Below are 18,924 nucleotides of genomic sequence, written 5' to 3'. Positions count from 1 at the left end.
CGCCGCTCTTGTCACTTCAAACTCTTCGACACCACCTCATAGACATCTTTCGACAATTCTTCTGTTGCCAGAATCCGGCTCAATTGCTCTTTCATCAATTGCTGCCTTTGCGGAATTTGCTTTTGCCATTTACTCAGCGGCGCCAGCAGGCGGGCGGCAATTTGTGGGTTGAGGGTGTTAAGTTCGATCACCATATCCGCCAGCAGTTGGTAACCGGCGCCATCGGTGCGGTGGAAGTTAACGTGGTTGTTGGCGCAGAAAGCACCGATCAGGGAGCGCACTTTGTTGGGGTTTTTGATATCGAACGCCGGGTGCTGCATTAATTCTCTCACCCGCTCTACAGCCCCCTGCTGCGGTGCGATGGCCTGTACGGTAAACCATTGGTTGACCACCAACGCCTCTTGTTGCCATTTTTCATAGAATGCGATAATTAATTCAGCGGCCTGATGTTGCGCTTGCGGTTTGTCGCTGCATACCAACAGTGCCAGTGCGGCGGCGCTGTCGGTCATATTGTTGGCATTGTCGTACTGGCTGCGTGCCAGTGAAATGGCATCATCGTCCGCCAGCATCAAATAACCGAGCGCAACATTTTTCAGGCTGCGCTTGGCGATCTGTGCGGCACTGGGTTCGTAGGGTTCACTCACCTGATTGCTATCGTAAGCGGCTTGAAATTCCGCTTTCAGTTGCTGCGCCAGTTGGTCGCGCACAAACTCACGGGCGTTGTGAATTTCATCCACATGGATAACGTCCGCTTCTTCTGCCAGGTAGGCTTCGCTGGGCAGTTTCAGCATCAGCGCCACCATGGCTGGATCCAGAGAGTCATCATTCAGCACAGTACGGAATGCTGCCACCAAGCTGCTATCCAGCTCCATGGTGGCGCCATCCAGCTGAGCTTGCACCAAACCTTCAAGGATACCTGTAGCAAGTTTCTGACAAGCGTCCCAACGGTTAAAACCGTCGCTGTCGCGGCTCATCAAAAAAGTCAGGTCAGCATTGCTGTAGGGAAAATCCAGTTTTACCGGGGCCGAAAAGTCTCGCAGCAATGACGGCACAGGTTGCTCTGTGACGTTTTCAAAAACAAAACTCTGCTCGCTCTCGGTAATTTCCAGCACCATATCCGTATAGGTTTCGGTTTGCTCAACACCCTGCAATGTCAGTGGCAAATCCCCCTGCTGACCCACCAGACCCAAGGTTACCGGGATATGGAAGGGTTGCTTTTCCGCAGACTCCGGCGTGGCCGGACAGCTTTGGGCAAAGTTCAGGGTATAGGTTTGCGCGTCGGCGTCGTATGAGCCATTCACGTCCAGCCGCGGAGTGCCCGCCTGGCTGTACCAGCGCTTGAATTGCGTCAGGTCGCGACCGGACACTTCTTCCATGCAGCGGGTAAAATCTTCGATGGTGGCCGCCTGGCCGTCGTGGCGATCAAAGTAGAGGTCACTGCCCTCACGGAATAATTCCGGCCCCAGCAAAGTGTGATACATACGCACCACTTCGCAGCCTTTTTCGTACACGGTAAGGGTGTAAAAGTTGGATATTTCGATAAAACTGGCGGGCTGCACTGGGTGAGCCATGGGGCCGGCGTCTTCGGAAAATTGAGCGGTGCGCAACAGGCTGACATCTTCTACCCGCTTCACCACCCGCGAGCCCATATCTGCTGAAAACTCGGCGTCACGAAATACGGTAAAACCTTCTTTCAAACTCAGCTGGAACCAATCGCGACAGGTGACCCGGTTGCCGGACCAGTTGTGAAAATACTCGTGGGCAACAATAGCTTCCACTCTTTGAAAAGCCGCATCGGTGGTGGTTTCGGTTTTTGCCAGCACCGCTGACGTATTAAAAATATTGAGGCCTTTGTTTTCCATGGCGCCCATATTGAAAGCGTCCACGGCGACAATCATAAAAATATCGAGGTCGTACTCACGGCCATACACTTCCTCATCCCAGGCCATGGATTTTTTCAGGGAACGCATGGCGTGGTCGCATTTATCGATGTCTTTTTCTTCCACAAAAATGCGCAACTCAATATTGCGGCCGCTCATGGTGGTAAAACTGTCTTCGATGTATTCCAGGTCACCGGCCACCAATGCGAATAGATAGCTGGGTTTTTTAAACGGGTCGTGCCAGGTAACAAAATGACGGCCGTTATCCAACTCGCCGCTGTCGATGGGGTTGCCGTTACTGAGCAACACCGGGTAGCCGGCTTTGTCCGCCACTACGGTGGTGGTGTATTCGCTCATCACATCCGGGCGATCCAGGTAATAGGTGATTTTGCGAAAGCCCTCTGCCTCGCACTGGGTGCAAAACATGTCATCGGATTTGTACAGACCTTCCAGGGACGTGTTTTCCTGGGGTTTGATAAAGACGGTAGATTCCAATACAAACTCAGCGGGCACCTGTTCGATGGTCAGGCTTTCTGCATCGGCGTAATACTCATTGGCATCCAGAACACGGCCATCAATTTTTAACTCGCGCAGTTCCAACTCAATACCATGCAATAGCAATGGCGCGTCTTCACCTGCGTGGCTGTTGCGGCGCATCTTGAGTGTGGCGGTTACCGTGGCGCCCTCCTCCATTAATTCCACCCGCAGTTCGGTGGTATCAATCAAGTAGTTTGGCGGCTGGTAGTCTTTCAGGTAGATGGTTTTGGGTTGTGCGTTTTTCATGGTCAATCCTTTTGGTGGATTACGCCTTCAGCTAATCCACCCTACGGGTAGGGTAATGGTGTATTGTAGGGTGGATTAGCGAAGCGTAATCCACCGTTTGCTTAAAAATTGACAGTAATGTTATAAGCGGTAAATTTACGAATATTGATTACCCCGGTATCGAACATCAGGTACTGGCCTTTAATGCCCATTAAACGGCCTTCAACCACCGGGGTTTTGTCGAAATTAAAACTGGTGACTTTGGTGGTGTACTCGATCACCGGGTAATCGATATTTATCGCCTCAGCGTCGTCGACAGGCTGGATGGCGTTAATGCCAAAGCGGTCGGTCAATTGCGCCAGTTCGCTATTGCACAGGTCAAACAGTTCGTCCCGTTTGGCGGCCAAATCCATTTCCACCACATCATTTTTAAGCATGGCGCGCCAATTGGTTTTGTCCGCTACATGCTGGCGCAGCGCGTCTTCCACCAGGCCGGATTGCTGCCGTGTGGCAACTCGCAAAATCGGTAACGCCTGTACCGCCCCCTGGTCGATCCAGCGAGTGGGAATCTGATTGATGCGGGTAATGCCCACCTTGATACCCGATGAGTTTGCCAGGTAGACAATGTGGTCGGTCATGCAGAACTGTTCGCCCCATTCCGGCTCCCGGCAGGTGCCTTGTTCGTAGTGGCATTTTTCCGGGCTGATAATGCAGCTATCGCACTGAGCCAGACGACTAAAACAAGGGTAACAATAACCTTGATTAAAGCTTTTTTTGGTTTTGCGGCCGCAGTGATGGCAGTGAATGTCGCCGGCGTATTCCAGCCGTAGCTGCTCCCCCACCAGCGGATTGAGGTCTATTCGTTGATCGTCCAGAGGCAATTGATAGTGCACCTTGTCGGCCAACTCCACGATCATTTTTTTCAGGTGGCCGCTATGGCAATTGGCATTCATCTACTGCTTCCACTTCAGGGTTTCGGCATCATCCAGAGACAAGTCTGTTTCGCAATCAGTGGGTTTGGGGGGTACATAACCGCTGCGCTTTTCCGGGGGCAGATGCTTGTGCTCGTAGGCAATCACTGCCTGCATACACAGCTCTCGCTGTTCTGCGGTCAGGGCGTTGCCATCGGGCCATTTGCCCAGTTCCACCGAGCGCTTGAGGTTTTGGTAGATATCCGGGGTGATATTATTGAGAAGCTGCTGAAAATCCATAAATCTGGCCGGGCTTATAGAAAAGACTGCGGATTATATCAGCGCTTTGGCGCTGGCGACGACATCAGTGCCAACGCCATACCGGTGAGTAAACCACCGAGGTGGGCCCCGTTAGCAATGGCAGAGCCAAACAGCTGCCAAAGAGTACCGGTTATACCAAGCACCAGAAAGATAAACATTATGCCGTAGAGCATGGGGGGCAGATTCAGTAGAGGATGCGGTTTCAACTTCTGGCGCACACACAGATAGCCCATTAACCCAAATACAACGCCGGACATCCCCCCAAAAGATACTGACTGGCTCCATAAATACTGCGCAATATTGCCACCCAACCCAGTAAGAGTGATAAGTAAGAGTAATTTAGCACTACCCAGAACGTGTTCTAAACGGCTGCCAAACACCCACAGCCAAAGACAGTTAAATACCACATGGCTGATGCCAAAGTGCAAAAAGATAGGAGTTAGCCAGCGCCAAATTGTAGATAGAGACCATTCCTCTGTTGTTGGAAAGTAAAAAAAGCTTACAAGATGATCAAACCTCGCATCTAATAGAGCGCCAGCCAAGCTGAATGTAATGGCCCACATCACCACTGGAAACTGGCGAAATAGATTTCCAGCCTGAGAAGCCAACTTCTTTATATCTACGTTATGCGATTGTCTTCGCAGTGGAGTAGCACTGCCATAACGCCAAGGGTCTTGAGCGGCTCTGCGCTCCGGCTCCTGAACCTTACGCACCAGTTGATCCACTTCCACAATATGTTCTGGCTGTTCGATCCATAGGGATTGACGCTGTTCGTCACGCACAATTCGGTGATTGATGCCCCGACGCTGTAACTCAGCCAGCAGTTTTTCCGGATTCCAATCCAGGGAAAACTGCGCCACCAACGTCCAGCTGTTTTCGTTGACTGTCATTTAGGGGTTTTTATTATTGCGATGGATGGCGCCAACGCGGCTGCCCCAGCCCAATTTGCTGCGGCAAATTTCGTAGAAGTTGTGATCACTGGGGTGAATCAGGCGCAGTTGCTTGGCCTTTTTGCGAATACTGATAACGTCCCCCGGCTCAGTTTCCACATGGTTCTGGCCGTCGCAGGTAACAAAGGGGTGCAGTTCATTGAGGTCGCTGACGCGAATTTCAATTTCGCTGTTGCCTGGAACCACAATGGGGCGGCTGCTGAGGGTGTGGGGATTCATGGGCACCAGCACGATGGCGTCAAGGTCCGGGTTCAATATTGGGCCGCCTCCGGAAAGTGCGTAGGCGGTGGAGCCGGTGGGCGTGGCCACAATCAAACCGTCAGACCGCTGGCTGTTGACGAAGTGGCCGTCGATATAGAGTTCAAATTCCATCATTCGCACCGACTGGCCGGGGTGCAGTACCACATCGTTAAGAGCAATTCCCGCACCTATCTCTGTGCCATTACGCGTCACGGCAGTTTCCAACAGAAAGCGGCTGGATTCGATGTAATTCCCCGCCAGCACCTCGCGCACCCGCGGGCCAATTTCATCCGGGTAAATGTCGTTGAGAAATCCCAGACGACCGCGGTTGATACCCAGCAATGGCACATCAAAATCCACCATCTCGCGGGCGGCACTGAGCATACTGCCGTCCCCTCCCACCAGGATGGCAAGGTCAATACAATCAGCAAATTCCTGGCATTCGCACACCGGGTAGTCGATGCCCTCGTCGTCAAGACTCTCTTCCTTAAGAAAGGCAGCCGCACGAGCCTCAACCATCAGGCTGTGATCAGCACCCAAATCGCTGATCAGGTAACGCAACGAATCCACAACTTCGGGATATTGAACTCGGGCCATCAGGCCAATGCGGGGAAATGAGGGCATACCATGCTCTTGTGATAATCGTTGAAACACCGATTATACACAGGGATTCTCCGACATGGGCAGCGCCATTCAACGAACAAAAGAAGGATCAACCTCGCCCTTCAGGCAAGCCATCATGTAGGGAAATTCTTCGGTGATGTAGTAGCCGTAAACGCCGTTCACGGTCATACCATTGCACTCGTCGAGATCACCCAGGCCATCCACGTATTCGTAGTCGTCGCGGTAGGTACCATCGTAACTACCACCGGGGCTGCCCTCTCCGGTGGGCCGATTGCCGTTTCTCAGGCGATAGCTTGAGGTGGCTTGACGCACTGAGCCATTGTCATCGAACCAGGTGCCAAATATGGGGAAGCCGTCAGCGGCAAAACCCACCACCGGGGATTCAATATTGGTGTGAGTATGAAACAGGGCATTGGGTGAACCGTGGTAGTGGTAGCTGCCGTTGGGCTGGGCATGGGCGTTGTGGCTGTCCAAAGAAAAGGCGCTGTTTTCAAACACCGGGTCGAAGCGCCAGGGCTGATCCATGTTGTTGCAGCCGGTACGCTCATCCCCCACCCCAAAACAGGCGGCGGCCAGCAGATCGACTTTAACGCCGTTGAGCATCACACCATTATCCGAACCAATGGCAATGGGGGTTGCCTGGGCGGCAAATTGCGGGCTCACCGTGATTTCGTAATTCTGGTTTTGCTCCGACACGTCGTTGGCAAAGCTGCGGCTGCCATCGTTGAAATCGTGGTTGGGAATGCCATTGGACTGAATCACACACTTGTCGCCATTGACGCTGATGGTCAGCGCCCCGGTAAACAGCACATTGTTATTCACGTCCCGCGCCGACGACTCATAGTTGTTGATGTAGTCCTGGCAATTGGCGCTCAGGTTGGTGAGTATGGTGCCGGTTATATCCACCGGTTCGCCGCTGGGAGGAATACCGGTGCCACCCCCTGCCCCCTGGCGAATTTGCAGTGCTTCGGTGCGCAGCTGATCCACAGTGGTGGAGAAATCCAACCCGCTCAACAACAGGTCATTGGTTTCATCCGGGTTATCGATTAAGTCATACAGTGTTTGGCTGCCATCACTGAATTCCACCAGTTTGTAGCGATCATTGCGAATGGCCCAGCCGGAGAACTGATCGCTGTCAAAATCGGTGTAGATATACTCCCTGGATGGGCTGTTGGCATCTGCAAGCAAACCGGCAAAACTCTGGCTGTCGTGAATCGAAGTAGTACTGCTGCCCGCCAATTCAGTAATGGTGGCAAACAGATCGGTGCTGTTCACCAGGGCAGTCTCGCGCTGGTTCTGCCGGGTAATACCGGCACCGGAAACCACCAGCGGCACGCGCACACCACCTTCGGTCAGGCTGCCTTTGGAGCCGTTGCTGTACACCAGCTGATCGGTAACCCTGGCTGGGCTGCCGTTGTCGCCAATGTACAAAATAATCGTGTTGTCTCGCTGTTCCTGCCCCATGGAATTCAGCAGTCGGCCAATTTCTGCGTCCATGGCTTCAATGGCGGCCAGGTAATAATCCCGCGAATTGTTGCCAATGTCTGTATCCGTTCCCGACAGGTTTGCGCTGTGTAAATCCTCAGGTGGTAAATGAAATGGCGAATGAGGCGCGACATAGGCGAGCCACAAAAACCAGGGGCCAGACTGGGATTGCATCCAGTCGAGCGCCTGGTCAGTCAATGCTGTGGTGTTGTAAGTGGTGGATTGGGACGTTTGCCCATTGACAGTGAAATTCCACTGGTTGTAGTCGTTCAAACCCCCACCCAGTAAACCGGCAAAGTGCGGGATGCCCATGTCGTTGGGGTGACTGTCTGCAACGCCGCCCCCACCCAGGTGCCACTTGCCCACCAGGGCAGAGCCGTAGGTCGCAGTGGCTGCATCGTTGGCGAGAAACGAATGCAACGTCACCTCGTCGTCGGGCAGGCGATCGCCAATAGCCGTCACGCCTGTATTCACACCGTATTTGCCGGTGATAATGCTGCTGCGGGTTGGTGTGCAACCCGGTGTTGCCCAGAAGTTATCAAACACCAGGCCGTCATCCGCCAAAGCATTCAACGTTGGCGTGTTGGGAGGGTCCATGGACAGGTCGTATTGCGCCGACGAATCCAGACCTTGATCGTCAGAGATAATCAGCAGGATATTAGGCCGAGAGGGGTCGACGCCACCGGGAGGGTTGGGGTCTGGATCTGGGTCTGGAACAGGATCGGGGTCAGGAACCGGAACAGGATCCGGCGTACCACTGCCGCTGCTGTTGTCGGAACCACCACCACCGCCACAACCAGCAATCACAAAAACCATCAACGCCAAACACACTACCCGCAATTTCATAACTTCGCCCCATTTGTTTTAGACGCTTAGAGTGTATGAGGGGCTTGTGCAAGTTTGGGTATGCTGACTGTAAGGGGTGGGTAAATTTTGTGTAAAGGCACTCATCGTTGGCTCACCGCCATAAAAAAACCCGCCTCTATCGAGACGGGTTTTTTTATGGCGGTGAGCCAGGGATTCGAACCCTGGATACGGATCAACGTATACACCCTTAGCAGGGGTGCGCCTTCAGCCACTCGGCCAGCTCACCGTTAAAACTGTATTCCGGTAGTTTCTCCAACCTTGAAGGCGCACCGGTGCGCGTTGCTTCGAGCCTTACGGCTCTTGTCCATTGTAAATGGTCGGGACGGCAGGATTTGAACCTGCGACCACTACACCCCCAGTGTAGTGCGCTACCAGGCTGCGCTACGCCCCGAAAGAGGCGCATATGATACTGATTGGCCACGGCAATGCAATGAAATTTTACGGCCCTGTGGCAATTCCTCGTTAACTTTTGGTATCCGCTTTTCAAAACTTTGCTATGTTATCGATATGTAGCGATTTCAATGGCTGATTATGAATTCAAAACAGATATTGATAACCGGTGGTACGGGCTTTATTGGCAAATATCTCTGTCGACGTTTGCTGTCCGATGGACATGGCGTACATGTGATCAGTCGCCACCCCGACAGAGTTGCTGCGAGCATGCCCGATGGCGTCAAGTTGTATTCGTCTCTGACAGAGCTGGATTCTTCGATGGCCTTTCAGCAGGTCATCAACCTGGCTGGTGAGCCATTAGCTGCAGGGCGCTGGAATGAACGCCGCAAGCAACAGTTTCGCGACAGCCGTATTGAAACCACCAAACAGCTCTACGACTTTTTTGTACAGGCACCCAGGCCGCCGCAGGTGTTGCTTAATGGCTCCGCCATTGGTTATTACGGCCCTCAGGGTGAGGAACCGTTAACGGAGTATTCCTCAGCACAGGACTGTTTTTCTCATCGCCTTTGCCGCGACTGGGAGTCGTCAGCCAACGCGTTTGCCAGCCTTGGTTGTCGGGTCTGTTGCCTGCGCATCGGTGTGGTTCTGGGAGCCGGGGAAGGCGCTCTGGCTCGAATGCTGCCAGCATTCAAAATGGGGTTAGGGGGTAAGTTGGGATCCGGTGAGCAATGGTTTTCCTGGGTGCATATCGATGACCTGGTGAACATGCTTATCTATTGTCTGAACCACCCGGAAATGCGAGGCGCGGTTAATGGCACGGCCCCTTGGCCGGTCACCAATCTGCAGTTCAGTCGCCAGTTGGCCTGCACCCTGAATAGACCCATGTTGTTGCCCATGCCCGCGCCGGTGGCGAAAATATTGTTTGGCGAAATGGCGGAGGAATTACTCCTGACCGGGCAGCGAGTGGTGCCACAGAAAATAACCGATGCCGGGTTTCATTTTCAGTACCCGGAACTGGCTCAGGCACTGCGCAACCTGCTGGGTAAAGAGGATCAATCGCCGCGGTAGACGCAGCCGCTGGTACAGGTTTCGCGAATCACGATTTTTGACAGCTCCGGCAACTCTGGCTTCAAACGTTGCCAAATCCAGCGGGCGATATTCTCACTGGTGGGATTTTCCAAACCGTCGATATCGTTCAGATAATAGTGATCCAGCTGATTGTAGATGGGCTTAAACGCTGCCTTGATATCGCCAAAATCCATTACCCAACCAGTGTCTTCCCCAACCGGGCCAGCCACGTAAATAGCCACCAGAAATGAATGACCGTGAAGGCGCGCACACTTGTGCCCCTGAGGAACATTAGGCAGGCGGTGGGCTGCTTCGAAGCTGAATTCCTTGAATATTTCCATGGTGTTTGCCGTTGTTTTGAACAGGTTGATCAAGGGTTGAACAGGCGGGCTATGGTAGTCCTGCAGTGGGTCTGTGTATAGCATTTACTGCTGTAAAAAATTCTTCAAAAACCGTTTGACAGTCCATCGGAATTGGGTAGAATGCGCATCTCTTTCGAGGGGTGGTTAGCTCAGCTGGGAGAGCAACGGCCTTACAAGCCGTAGGTCACAGGTTCGATCCCTGTACCACCCACCACTTACTTTAGGCGAACAGCCTTTCTGTGACAGGCAAGTAAGTGAAACGAAAGAAAGCACAGCGGCCCGGTAGTTCAGTTGGTTAGAATGCCGGCCTGTCACGCCGGAGGTCGAGGGTTCGAGTCCCTTCCGGGTCGCCATATACAGATCAAAGGCTTGCGGTTTACCGCAAGCCTTTTTTCGTTGTTTTTATATAGATAGCCCTTCTGGTACGAATTGCCTCTCAGATACCCCAGATACAACAAAGGCGAGAAATTTCTTCCTCGCCTTTGTTCGATTACCACCGAATTTACAAGATACGACTCAGGATTGCCCCTGCATCATTTTCTCTTGTTGAATGCGCTGGTAAATCTCTTCACGGTGTACCGATACGTCTTTAGGCGCATTAACACCCAGGCGAACCTGGTTGCCTTTAACACCCAATACGGTAACGGTAACGTCGTCACCAATGACCAAAGTTTCACCGACTCGGCGAGTAAGTATTAACATGGTTTAACTCCTATACTGCTTTCCTGCGATGTCCACATCGCATGCGTTTACAGGTTGGCTATTGTATTGTTATGGGCCAACCCCCCTTCCAGAAAAAGAGCCAATCACACTCTTTTTCCAAAAATTCTGTTAATAGAATCGTCCTTTATTCCATGAGCAAGCGCTGTTCAGGCGTTGCTTTTTTCAACATCCAGTTCAAAGGCATCGTGCAGGGCGCGCACTGCCAATTCCAGATACTTCTCCTCAATCACTACGGTAATCTTGATCTCGGAGGTGGTGATCAGCTGAATATTGATATTGTGGTCAGAAAGCGCCTTAAACATAGTGGAGGCAACACCGGAATGGGATTTCATTCCCACACCCACCACAGACAGTTTGGCGATCTGATCGTCTGTTTCAACGGCTTTCGCCTGCAGCTCTGCCGCAACCCGCTCGGCAACCGCTTTTGCCTGAGGCAATTCACTGCGGTTAACGGTAAAGGTCAGCGAGGCTGGGGCATCATCCTCTGCCACATTCTGACAGATAACGTCCACGTCCACACCCGCCTCCCCCACAGGGGCGAGCACATTGTAGGCCACACCGGGATGATCCGGTATACCACGCACTGTTACTTTGGCTTCTTCACGGTTGAAGGCGATGCCGGTAACGACCGGTTTTTCCATCTCCTCTCTCTCCTCAAAGGTAATCAGGGTGCCACCGCCCTCTCCAAAACTGGACAGCACGCGCAGCGGTACTTTGTATTTACCTGCAAATTCAACAGAGCGAATTTGCAGCACTTTGGCGCCCTCACTGGCCAGTTCCAGCATTTCCTCGAAGGTCACTGTATCGAGGCGGCGGGCATTGGAAACCACCCGCGGGTCTGTGGTGTAGACGCCATCCACATCGGTGTATATCTGGCACTCATCGGCCTTGAGCGCAGCGGCCAGGGCCACTGCGGTGGTGTCGGAGCCACCGCGCCCCAGAGTGGTGATATTGCCCTCGGCATCGGTTCCCTGGAAGCCGGCAACCACGACCACTCTGCCACGATCCAGATCGTCTCTCATACGATGGACATCGATATCTTCAATTCGTGCCTTGGTATGGGCACCATCCGTCAAGATGCGAACCTGGGAGCCAGTGTAAGAACGGGCGTCACAGCCGCGCTTGTGAAGTGCCATGCTCAGCAGAGCGATTGTCACTTGCTCACCGGTAGACACCAATACGTCCATTTCACGGGGGGTGGGCTCGTGGTGAATTTCCCGTGCCAGGCCAATCAAGCGGTTGGTTTCTCCACTCATGGCGGACAACACCACTACCATGCCGTGGCCTCGGCGGTGAAAATCCGCCACCTTGTCAGCCACCGCTTCGATGCGCTCTACCGAGCCCACAGAGGTGCCACCGTATTTTTGTACAATCAGATTCATCAGTTAAACAGTTGCCTGAAAGGCCTCATTTGCAGCTTCGTAAAAACGAGCCGATTAAACAGCAATTTGACGAAAAAGTTAAGATTTTTCATCAAATCGACAACGCTAACACTACAGTTTGTCCGCAACCCAACCAATCACACTGTCCACCGCTGCGGGCAGAGCGGCCACATCGGTGCCACCACCCTGGGCCATATCCGGTCGGCCACCACCTTTACCGCCCACTTGCTCGGCAACAAACTTCATCAAATCACCAGCTTTGACCTGGCCAGTAACCGGCTTGGTGACACCAGCCACCAGGGAAATTTTATCGCCACTGGTGGCGGCCAACAGGATGACTCCCTTATCCAGTTTAGACTTAATTTGGTCCATAAGGTCTCTCAGGGCTTTGCCATCCACGCCCTCGACCACGGTAGCCAACACTTTCACACCCTGAATATCTTGTGCCTGGGCGACCAGATCACCACCGGTAGAGCTGGCCAGTTTGGCTTTTGCGGCATCCAGTTCTTTACCCAATTCCCGGTTGCGCTCTACCAACTGGGTGACCTTGTCTGCCACTGTAGCCACCGAGCTTTTTACCGTTGCCGCAACCGTTTGCAGGCGACTGTCCAATTGATCGAACAGTGCGATGGCGCCAGAGCCGGTCACCGCCTCAAGACGTCGAACACCGGCGGCAATGCCTGACTCCGCGGTAATACGCAGCAAACCAATATCGCCAGTGCGCTGTACGTGGGTACCGCCACAGAGTTCTACCGAGAAGTCGCCGCCCATGGTGAGCACCCGCACTTCTTCGCCGTACTTTTCGCCAAACAACATCATGGCGCCACTCTCTTTGGCAGCGTCCATGGTCATTACCTCGGCAGTGACCGGTGTGTTGCGGCGTATCTCGGTATTCACAATTTGCTCAACTTGCTTCACTTGTTCAGCGGTCATGGCTTCAAAGTGCGAGAAGTCAAAGCGCAGGCGCTCCGAATCCACCAGTGAGCCTTGCTGGGTCACGTGGTCGCCCAACACACGGCGCAGGGCCGCATGCAACAGGTGGGTAGCAGAGTGATTCAGAGCGGTGGCTGTGCGCACATCTTCATTCACTGAGCTGGTGGCAACATCGCCCACGTTCGCTGTGCCTTTCTGCAGCACACCAACATGCAAATGGTTGTCGCCCTGCTTGATACAGTCGTGAACTTCAAAGCGGCCATTGGCCAACTCCAGGTAACCGCTATCGCCTACCTGGCCACCACCTTCGGCGTAAAAGGCAGTTTGGTCGAGCACGACCACAGCTTCCTGCCCTGCAACCAATTCCTCAACGGACTCGCCCGCCACCAACAGGGCCGTTACTATGCCCTGCTGTTGCAGCTGTTGGTAACCGGTAAATTCGGTAGCGCCATCCAGATTTACCGAAGCGCTGTAATCCACTGAAAAATTGCTGGCGGCGCGAGCACGAGCCTTTTGCGCCTCCATCTCTTTCTGGTAGCCGTCAAGGTCAATGCCTAAATCGCGCTCGCGGCAGATGTCGTTGGTCAGGTCTGTCGGGAAGCCGTAGGTATCGTAAAGCTGGAACACTACTTTGCCGGGCAGCTCATTCCCCGACAAATCATTCAGGGCTTGCTCCAATACAGCCATGCCCTTATCCAGGGTTTTGGCGAATTGTTCTTCCTCAGCTTTGAGGACTTTTTCCACTTGACCCTGACGGCTGGCCAGCTCTGGATAAGCCGCTCCCATTTCGGCAACCAACGCCGCTACCAAGCGGTAGAAAAATGGTTCGCTCACACCCAGTTTGTGCCCCTGGCGCAGGGCACGGCGAATAATGCGGCGCAATACATAGCCGCGGCCTTCGTTGGACGGCAATACGCCATCAACAATCAAAAACGCTGAAGAACGTATGTGGTCGGCAATCACCCTGAGTGCTTTGTTCTGCAGATTGTTCTCGCTAGTGACTTCTGAAGCGGCAGCAATCAGGTTGCGAAACAGATCGATGTCGTAGTTGTTGTGTTTCCCTTGCATCACCGCGGCGATGCGTTCCAACCCCATGCCGGTATCGATGGAAGGCTTGGGCAGCGGCGTCATGGTGCCATCCGCATCCCGCTGGTATTGCATGAACACCAGGTTCCAGATTTCGATGTAGCGATCCAGGTCGTCGTTTTCGCTGCCAGGGGGGCCGCCGGGCACATCCGCCCCGTGGTCATAAAAAATTTCCGAGCTGGGGCCGCAGGGCCCCGTGTCACCCATGGCCCAGAAGTTGTCTTCATCCAGGCGGGAAAAACGCTCCGGGCTGACGCCCATTTCCTTTAGCCAGATATCCGCCGCTTCATCGTCGGAAATATGCACCGTTACCCACAGGCGTTCTTCCGGCAGGCCAAGCACCTTGGTAAGAAATTCCCAAGCGTATTGAATGGCATCGCGCTTGAAGTAATCGCCAAAGCTGAAATTGCCCAACATCTCAAAAAAGGTATGGTGACGAGCGGTGTAACCGACGTTTTCCAGGTCGTTGTGTTTGCCACCAGCGCGCACGCAACGCTGGGAACTGGCGGCCCGGCTGTAGCTGCGTTTCTCATCACCCAGAAATACATCTTTGAAAGGCACCATGCCCGCATTGGTAAACAACAAGGTGGGGTCGTTGCCGGGAATCAGCGAGCTGCTCTCCACCACACTGTGGCCTTTGCTTTCAAAAAACTTCAAAAATGCGTCGCGTATGGCTGCGCTTTTCATAATTTAACTTTCCATAAATTCATGAGGCCTGCCCAGCCTCTGCGAGGTAATGCAGTCAAAAGTGCTTAAAAGCCCAGCTGGGCTTCGGAGAATTGTTTGTCACCAAGGATGTGAAAGTGCAAATGAAACACCGTCTGCCCGGCGTCAGCGCCATTGTTGGCGATCAGGCGAAAGGCGTCGCCCACACCAGACTGGCGAGCGATTTCGCCAGCTGCCAACATCAAGTGGCCAAGCAATGCCTTGTCTTCCTCGGCGGCATCCACCAAACGGGGAATGGGCTTTTTGGGAATCACCAGCAAGTGAACCGGTGCCTTGGGTGCGATGTCTTTGATGGCGATACAGTGATCGTCTTCGTAAACAATATCCGCCGGGATATCGCGATTGATAATGCGGGTAAATAAGGTTGGCTCAGACATGTCGCTCACTTCAGTTTTTCGTCACTGCTCAAGGTGCGTGCTTCGCTCTCCAACATCACCGGGATGCCGTCTCTGATGGGGTACGCGAGGCCACTGGCGCGACACACCAGTTCCTGATTATCACGATCGTATTCCAGTGGCGCTTTGGTTACCGGGCACACCAGAATGCTTAACAGTTTTTTATCCATTTCAGCTTCACTGAATAAAATAGAGAGGGGCGATTTTACGGCAAAGAAGTGTGCAACACCACGTTGTATCTGGATGCGAGTGGGGCTTCTACTCCGCTGGCAGTGCCTTGAGCACCAGTTGCGGATCGATGCGCACATCCAACCAATTCATGCGCCAATCCAGATGGGGTCCGGTGGAACGGCCGGTAGAGCCCACCCTGGCAATGGGGTCGCCAGCTTCCACTCGCTGGCCATCCTTCACCAGGGATTCACTGAGGTGGATAAAGGTTGATGAGAGGCCATGGCCATGATCGACAATGAGGGTTCCGCCGGAGTAATACAGGTCGTCGTGCGCAAAGGACACCACACCGGGGGCCGGTGCCCGTACGATTTCGCCTTTAGGTGCCGCAATATCAATGCCGTAGTGAGGGCTTTTGGGGACGCCATTGTAGATACGCTGACTGCCGTAAACACCGGTGATAGTGCCTTTCAGTGGCCAGACAAAGCCCTGCAGAAAATCCACTCTCTGATCACGGCGGCTGCGTGCTTCACGCACTTGGGCGGATTCACGGCGAATTCGCTCAAGCACTTCTTGCGGAGGATTTACCGTGCGGGCCGGCACACCATCCACACGTTGCACTTGATAGTCGCGCTGATGTATTGGGTAGCTTTGGGTAACCTCTTCACCAAAGGGAGATATGGAAGTTAGTGAGACACTTTTGGGAGCATTACGCCCCAACCCAAGCAAAAATTGCCCTTGCGGCCCCTGGCTCAGCAGAAGGTCACCAAAACGCACTTGATAACCCTCTTCCGCCTGCCCCAGCAGCAAGCCACCCTGCTGCCATTCGCCATTAAGACTAACACCAGGTAGTTTGACAGTAGCGTCCTTAACCTCTGCCACACTAACCATGGCGGTCAATATAAACGGCAGAAACAGCGCTCTGGCCACAATGCGATCAATCATTCGCAATAGCCTCTGGTGCCTCTTCAGGGAGCAGGTAAGGTTCAAAACTTTTTATCTGGCAGCTGGCGCCGGTTTCCAGTGATGTGATGCGATCAAAGCGTTCGCAGAGTTTGCCAGTGCGGGTTTCATAGGAGATACCTCGCCGGCGGACACCTCGGCAAGGGCGAGCCAACGTCATCAGAATGTACTTCTTGCCGCTTATTTTCAGAATGGCGCTCTGATCATCCACAAAGTTCATACTGCGAATGCGATTAGTGTTGATGCAACCACTGTGGATACCCCATTTTTTAGGATCCAGGTCATAGTCATCAGGAAGGGGTTCCTGCTCTGCCATAACTAAAGCAGAAGCCAGCCAGCTAACCGTGAAAAAAATGTATCGCAACACAAAGCGCAGCACAGACAGTCATCTCCAAACAATGAGTTCAGAATCAAAAACGGAAGTGTATAAGGATTCGTTGACGGTGCCTACCGGCGCAGAGTGACTTTACAGAGAAGATTATGTCTGTTGGCAGTGTTCCAGAGCATAGCGAATCTGCTCACCACTGAAGCCTCTGTACTGAAGAAAGCGGGCTCGCTTACTCTGCTCTTTGATGTCAGCGGAGCTGTTTACCCCAAAACGGCGCTGGGCCACCTGGCGGGCTAACTCGAACCAATCAGTCTCTTGTTGCTGAAACAGCTCGTCCATCACCTGCGCAGATACACCGCGCTGTTTGAGCTCATTGCGAATACGATACGGCCCCTGCCCTTTGCGCAAGCGGCTGCGCAAAAAGGCTTCAGCAAAGCGTTGATCAGATTGCAAACCCTGTTGTTGTAAAGCCTCCAGAACCGGGGCAATTTCGTTGCAATCGCCGTAACGTGCCGCTAACTTACTGCGTAACTCGCTCAGGCTATGTTCCCGGCGAGCCAGCAGGTTCATGGCAGTCAGCCTGACGGTATTGGTATCCACATCGGACATAATTTTGCCTCAAACTAAAAGCCCCGCGACGGCGGGGCTTTCGAGAGAGTAATCAGTCGACCAGTTCCGGTCCTTTGTCTTCCTCACTGGCAGTGGTAGCGCTGAGTAGCTGACTGCGTATGGCGCTTTCGATCTCCTGGCCAATCTCGGGGTTTTCCCGCAGGTACTCACAAGCGTTGTTCTTGCCCTGGCCAATCTTGCTGCCTTTGTAGGAGTACCAGGCTCCGGCTTTGTCCACCAGACCCAGCTTAACGCCCATATCAATGACTTCGCCCTGGCGGTTAATGCCCTTGCCGTAGAGTATTTGGAATTCGCTTTGTTTGAAGGGTGGCGATACCTTGTTCTTCACTACTTTCACACGGGTCTCGTTGCCCATTATTTCGTCGCCCTCTTTCACCGCACCGATGCGGCGAATATCCAAGCGTACTGAGGAATAGAATTTCAGGGCGTTACCACCGGTAGTGGTTTCCGGGTTGCCAAACATAACACCGATCTTCATACGAATCTGGTTGATAAAGATCACCAGGCAGTTGGCGTTCTTGATGTTGCCGGTAATTTTGCGCAGTGCTTGGGACATCAAGCGAGCCTGCAAACCCACATGGTGGTCGCCCATTTCACCCTCAATTTCCGCTTTGGGCGTCAGTGCGGCCACGGAGTCTACTACCAACACATCAATAGCGCCGGAGCGCACCAGCATATCGGTCACTTCCAGCGCCTGCTCACCGGTATCCGGCTGGGACAGGATCAAGTCGTCTACATTAACACCCAGCTTTTCCGCGTAGATAGGATCAAGGGCGTGCTCCGCATCAATAAAGGCACAGGTACCACCCTTTTTCTGGGCCTCGGCGATCACCGACAGAGTCAGGGTGGTTTTACCGGAGGATTCCGGGCCATAGATTTCCACAATACGCCCTTTGGGCAAACCACCGATGCCGAGAGCTACATCCAGCCCCAGAGAACCCGTAGATATGCTGGGGATAGCCACCTGCTCCCGCTCCCCCATGCGCATTACGGTGCCCTTGCCAAACTGACGGTCAATCTGGGACAGCGCCGCCTGCAATGCTTTCTCTTTATTGGCGTCCATTTTTATCTACCTCGTTGCTAGCCGTTATTGGGGCCCCGCCCCTTCTTTGCCGAATTACTGTACAAAAAACCAGTATTTGATGAGCAATATAAACCAAAAAAACAAAACTGTATAGCCATACAGTAAATTATTTAAGAAGATGAGTTGGCTATCATCAATATTCCATTAAGCGCATGAACTACCGCCTGCTGTCTCACCGATTGACGATCACCGGAAAAGTGGCACATCTCAGATGCACAACTGGCGTCGCCAAGCTGCCAGGCAAACCATACCGTACCAATCGGCTTGCCCTCACTGCCTCCATCTGGGCCGGCAACACCACTGATGGCTACCGCCAGATCAGCATTGGCAAAAGCCTGGGCTCCCTGAGCCATTTCCCGCACCACTGCCTCGCTGACTGCGCCATGACTGGCCAGGGTATCACCAGACACTCCCAACAGCTGCTGCTTTACGGCGTTGGAATAGGTAACAAAGCCCGCCTCAAACCAGCGAGAGCTGCCGGGTACAGAGGTAATTGCCTCGGCAACCCCACCACCGGTACAGGATTCCGCACAGGTTACCTGCCAGCCTCGGCGCATCAAAACATCGCCAAGTTGCTGAGCCAAGCTGTTTGAAGAATCAGACATGGGGCCATTATCGGTATTTTGCCCAAAGCCGCCAATGA

The 18,924-nt window shown here is 53.3% G+C and carries 18 protein-coding genes and 4 tRNA genes; 3 read left to right on the top strand and 19 right to left on the bottom strand.

The window, feature by feature from the left end; all coding sequences use genetic code 11:
• Positions 1 to 11: 11 nt before the first annotated feature.
• From pepN to QSV34_RS02965, 8 genes are all read right to left on the bottom strand, one after another.
• Positions 12 to 2,663 carry an aminopeptidase N gene (pepN, locus tag QSV34_RS03000; RefSeq protein WP_289151861.1) on the bottom strand — a complete coding sequence of 884 codons (2,652 nt, stop codon included), beginning with the start codon at positions 2,661 to 2,663 and terminating at the stop codon, positions 12 to 14.
• Between the two features lie 101 nt (positions 2,664 to 2,764).
• The gene (locus tag QSV34_RS02995) at positions 2,765 to 3,595 is read right to left on the bottom strand and encodes a DUF2797 domain-containing protein (RefSeq protein WP_289151859.1); all 831 of its coding nucleotides are present in this window, start codon (positions 3,593 to 3,595) and stop codon (positions 2,765 to 2,767) included.
• Positions 3,596 to 3,853 (bottom strand): YeaC family protein, encoded by a 258-nt coding sequence (locus QSV34_RS02990; RefSeq protein ID WP_289151857.1) that lies wholly within the window; start codon positions 3,851 to 3,853, stop codon positions 3,596 to 3,598.
• 38 nt (positions 3,854 to 3,891) lie between these two features.
• Positions 3,892 to 4,734: a rhomboid family intramembrane serine protease gene (locus QSV34_RS02985; protein ID WP_289151856.1), complete on the bottom strand. Its 843-nt coding sequence runs from the start codon at positions 4,732 to 4,734 to the stop codon at positions 3,892 to 3,894.
• A gap of 30 nt (positions 4,735 to 4,764) precedes the next feature.
• On the bottom strand, positions 4,765 to 5,688 hold the full coding sequence (locus QSV34_RS02980) for an NAD(+) kinase (protein WP_289151855.1): 924 nt from the start codon (positions 5,686 to 5,688) through the stop codon (positions 4,765 to 4,767).
• 69 nt (positions 5,689 to 5,757) lie between these two features.
• Entirely contained in the window at positions 5,758 to 8,019 is a 2,262-nt protein-coding gene (locus QSV34_RS02975; protein ID WP_289151854.1) for a YHYH protein, read from the bottom strand.
• Positions 8,020 to 8,176: 157 nt separating this feature from the next.
• Positions 8,177 to 8,266, bottom strand: a tRNA-Ser gene (locus QSV34_RS02970).
• A gap of 88 nt (positions 8,267 to 8,354) precedes the next feature.
• A tRNA-Pro gene (locus tag QSV34_RS02965) sits at positions 8,355 to 8,431 on the bottom strand.
• A 140-nt stretch (positions 8,432 to 8,571) separates the two neighbouring features.
• Here QSV34_RS02965 and QSV34_RS02960 point away from each other — a divergent pair.
• Positions 8,572 to 9,501 carry a TIGR01777 family oxidoreductase gene (locus QSV34_RS02960; RefSeq protein ID WP_289151852.1) on the top strand — a complete coding sequence of 310 codons (930 nt, stop codon included), beginning with the start codon at positions 8,572 to 8,574 and terminating at the stop codon, positions 9,499 to 9,501.
• Here the strand turns inward: QSV34_RS02960 and queD are convergent.
• The gene (queD, locus tag QSV34_RS02955; RefSeq protein WP_289152004.1) at positions 9,486 to 9,842 is read right to left on the bottom strand and encodes a 6-carboxytetrahydropterin synthase QueD; all 357 of its coding nucleotides are present in this window, start codon (positions 9,840 to 9,842) and stop codon (positions 9,486 to 9,488) included. The two genes, QSV34_RS02960 and queD, sit on opposite strands and share 16 nt — an antisense overlap.
• A gap of 159 nt (positions 9,843 to 10,001) precedes the next feature.
• Here queD and QSV34_RS02950 point away from each other — a divergent pair.
• Together QSV34_RS02950 and QSV34_RS02945 are read left to right on the top strand one after the other, a co-directional pair.
• Positions 10,002 to 10,077, top strand: a tRNA-Val gene (locus QSV34_RS02950).
• Between the two features lie 62 nt (positions 10,078 to 10,139).
• Positions 10,140 to 10,216 (top strand) — tRNA-Asp (locus QSV34_RS02945).
• 163 nt (positions 10,217 to 10,379) lie between these two features.
• Here the strand turns inward: QSV34_RS02945 and csrA are convergent.
• The 10 genes from csrA to pncC all read right to left on the bottom strand — a co-directional run bounded on the left by csrA (position 10,380) and on the right by pncC (position 18,886).
• Positions 10,380 to 10,565 carry a carbon storage regulator CsrA gene (csrA, locus tag QSV34_RS02940; RefSeq protein WP_289151850.1) on the bottom strand — a complete coding sequence of 62 codons (186 nt, stop codon included), beginning with the start codon at positions 10,563 to 10,565 and terminating at the stop codon, positions 10,380 to 10,382.
• Positions 10,566 to 10,732: 167 nt separating this feature from the next.
• The gene (locus tag QSV34_RS02935) at positions 10,733 to 11,968 is read right to left on the bottom strand and encodes an aspartate kinase (RefSeq protein ID WP_289151848.1); all 1,236 of its coding nucleotides are present in this window, start codon (positions 11,966 to 11,968) and stop codon (positions 10,733 to 10,735) included.
• A 111-nt stretch (positions 11,969 to 12,079) separates the two neighbouring features.
• On the bottom strand, positions 12,080 to 14,674 hold the full coding sequence (alaS, locus tag QSV34_RS02930; RefSeq protein WP_289151846.1) for an alanine--tRNA ligase: 2,595 nt from the start codon (positions 14,672 to 14,674) through the stop codon (positions 12,080 to 12,082).
• 65 nt (positions 14,675 to 14,739) lie between these two features.
• Positions 14,740 to 15,090, bottom strand: a complete 351-nt coding sequence (locus QSV34_RS02925) for a histidine triad nucleotide-binding protein (RefSeq protein ID WP_289151845.1) — start codon at positions 15,088 to 15,090, stop codon at positions 14,740 to 14,742.
• 5 nt (positions 15,091 to 15,095) lie between these two features.
• Entirely contained in the window at positions 15,096 to 15,278 is a 183-nt protein-coding gene (locus tag QSV34_RS02920; protein ID WP_289151843.1) for a Trm112 family protein, read from the bottom strand.
• Between the two features lie 88 nt (positions 15,279 to 15,366).
• A complete protein-coding gene (locus QSV34_RS02915) occupies positions 15,367 to 16,221 on the bottom strand; it encodes a M23 family metallopeptidase (protein WP_289151841.1) in 855 nt (284 codons plus the stop codon).
• Positions 16,214 to 16,555 carry a DUF6491 family protein gene (locus tag QSV34_RS02910; protein WP_289151839.1) on the bottom strand — a complete coding sequence of 114 codons (342 nt, stop codon included), beginning with the start codon at positions 16,553 to 16,555 and terminating at the stop codon, positions 16,214 to 16,216. Before QSV34_RS02910 ends, QSV34_RS02915 begins: the two co-directional genes overlap by 8 nt.
• 162 nt (positions 16,556 to 16,717) lie before the next feature.
• On the bottom strand, positions 16,718 to 17,176 hold the full coding sequence (locus QSV34_RS02905; protein WP_289151837.1) for a regulatory protein RecX: 459 nt from the start codon (positions 17,174 to 17,176) through the stop codon (positions 16,718 to 16,720).
• Positions 17,177 to 17,228: 52 nt separating this feature from the next.
• On the bottom strand, positions 17,229 to 18,260 hold the full coding sequence (gene recA / locus QSV34_RS02900; RefSeq protein WP_289151835.1) for a recombinase RecA: 1,032 nt from the start codon (positions 18,258 to 18,260) through the stop codon (positions 17,229 to 17,231).
• A gap of 131 nt (positions 18,261 to 18,391) precedes the next feature.
• Positions 18,392 to 18,886 (bottom strand): nicotinamide-nucleotide amidase, encoded by a 495-nt coding sequence (gene pncC / locus QSV34_RS02895; RefSeq protein WP_289151833.1) that lies wholly within the window; start codon positions 18,884 to 18,886, stop codon positions 18,392 to 18,394.
• Positions 18,887 to 18,924: the final 38 nt, after the last annotated feature.

Origin of the sequence: Porticoccus sp. W117, from assembly GCF_030341905.1 — a bacterium.
GTDB lineage: Bacteria > Pseudomonadota > Gammaproteobacteria > Pseudomonadales > Porticoccaceae > SCSIO-12696.
This window is presented reverse-complemented; position numbering and strand designations above follow the sequence as displayed.